This is a genomic window from Oleiphilus sp. HI0043, from assembly GCF_001634935.1.
Genome location: NZ_LWEY01001812.1, coordinates 1 through 712, shown reverse-complemented (window position 1 = coordinate 712; position 712 = coordinate 1). Strand labels below are relative to the sequence as shown.

2 protein-coding genes are annotated in these 712 nt (G+C 45.1%); both read left to right on the top strand.

The genetic code is table 11. The features are described 5' to 3' along the window. A partial coding sequence (locus tag A3729_RS27940; RefSeq protein ID WP_068634515.1) for a protein-L-isoaspartate(D-aspartate) O-methyltransferase occupies nt 1–510 on the top strand: 510 nt, incomplete at its 5' end. A 78-nt stretch (nt 511–588) separates the two neighbouring features. Continuing rightward, the coding region (locus A3729_RS31190; RefSeq protein WP_156498183.1) for an undecaprenyl phosphate translocase family protein at nt 589–712 on the top strand (124 nt) is incomplete at its 3' end.

The following is a 712-nucleotide window of genomic DNA, read 5'->3' as shown; positions in this document are numbered from 1 at the left end:
CTATCTCATCGGGCTTATGAAGATACAGCTTTACCGATTGGGCACAACCAAACTATTTCCCAACCTTATATTGTTGCGAGAATGACTGAGTTGTTGCTGCAAACGGCGCCGCGTAGAGTTCTTGAACTTGGCACCGGCTCTGGGTATCAGGCGGCGGTCTTGGCTCAGTTGGTGGGTGAGGTCTATAGTGTTGAGAGAATTAATCCTCTGTTAGAAAAAGCGGTTCAACGCTTTAAGCTGCTAGGCTTGAATAATATCAGTACTCGTCATGCCGATGGCGGGATAGGCTGGCCGGAGCGTGGTTTGTATGACGCAGTGATTATGACGGCGGCGCCCACAGAAATTCCATTGGAGCTGGTTCGTCAGTTAAAAGAGGGCGGGCGGATGATTTTGCCTTTGGGAGATGCTCAACAAAGCTTAACTATTGTCACAAGAAAAGGCTCAAGTTATGAACAAAAGATAATTGAGCCTGCGATGTTCGTACCCTTTCTTCCAGGAACGATTCGCTAATAAATTTAAGATACAAAACGGCACCATAAAGAGGTAGATGTGAAAATAGATGGATGGGTTTTTATAAAGGGAGTGTTGATGGGTGCCGCTGATATTGTGCCGGGTGTTAGTGGTGGCACTATTGCTTTTATTACGGGTATTTATGAGCGCCTGCTACAAGCCTTAAATTCAATTCTTCCTACTTTGTTACTAGCATTAAAAA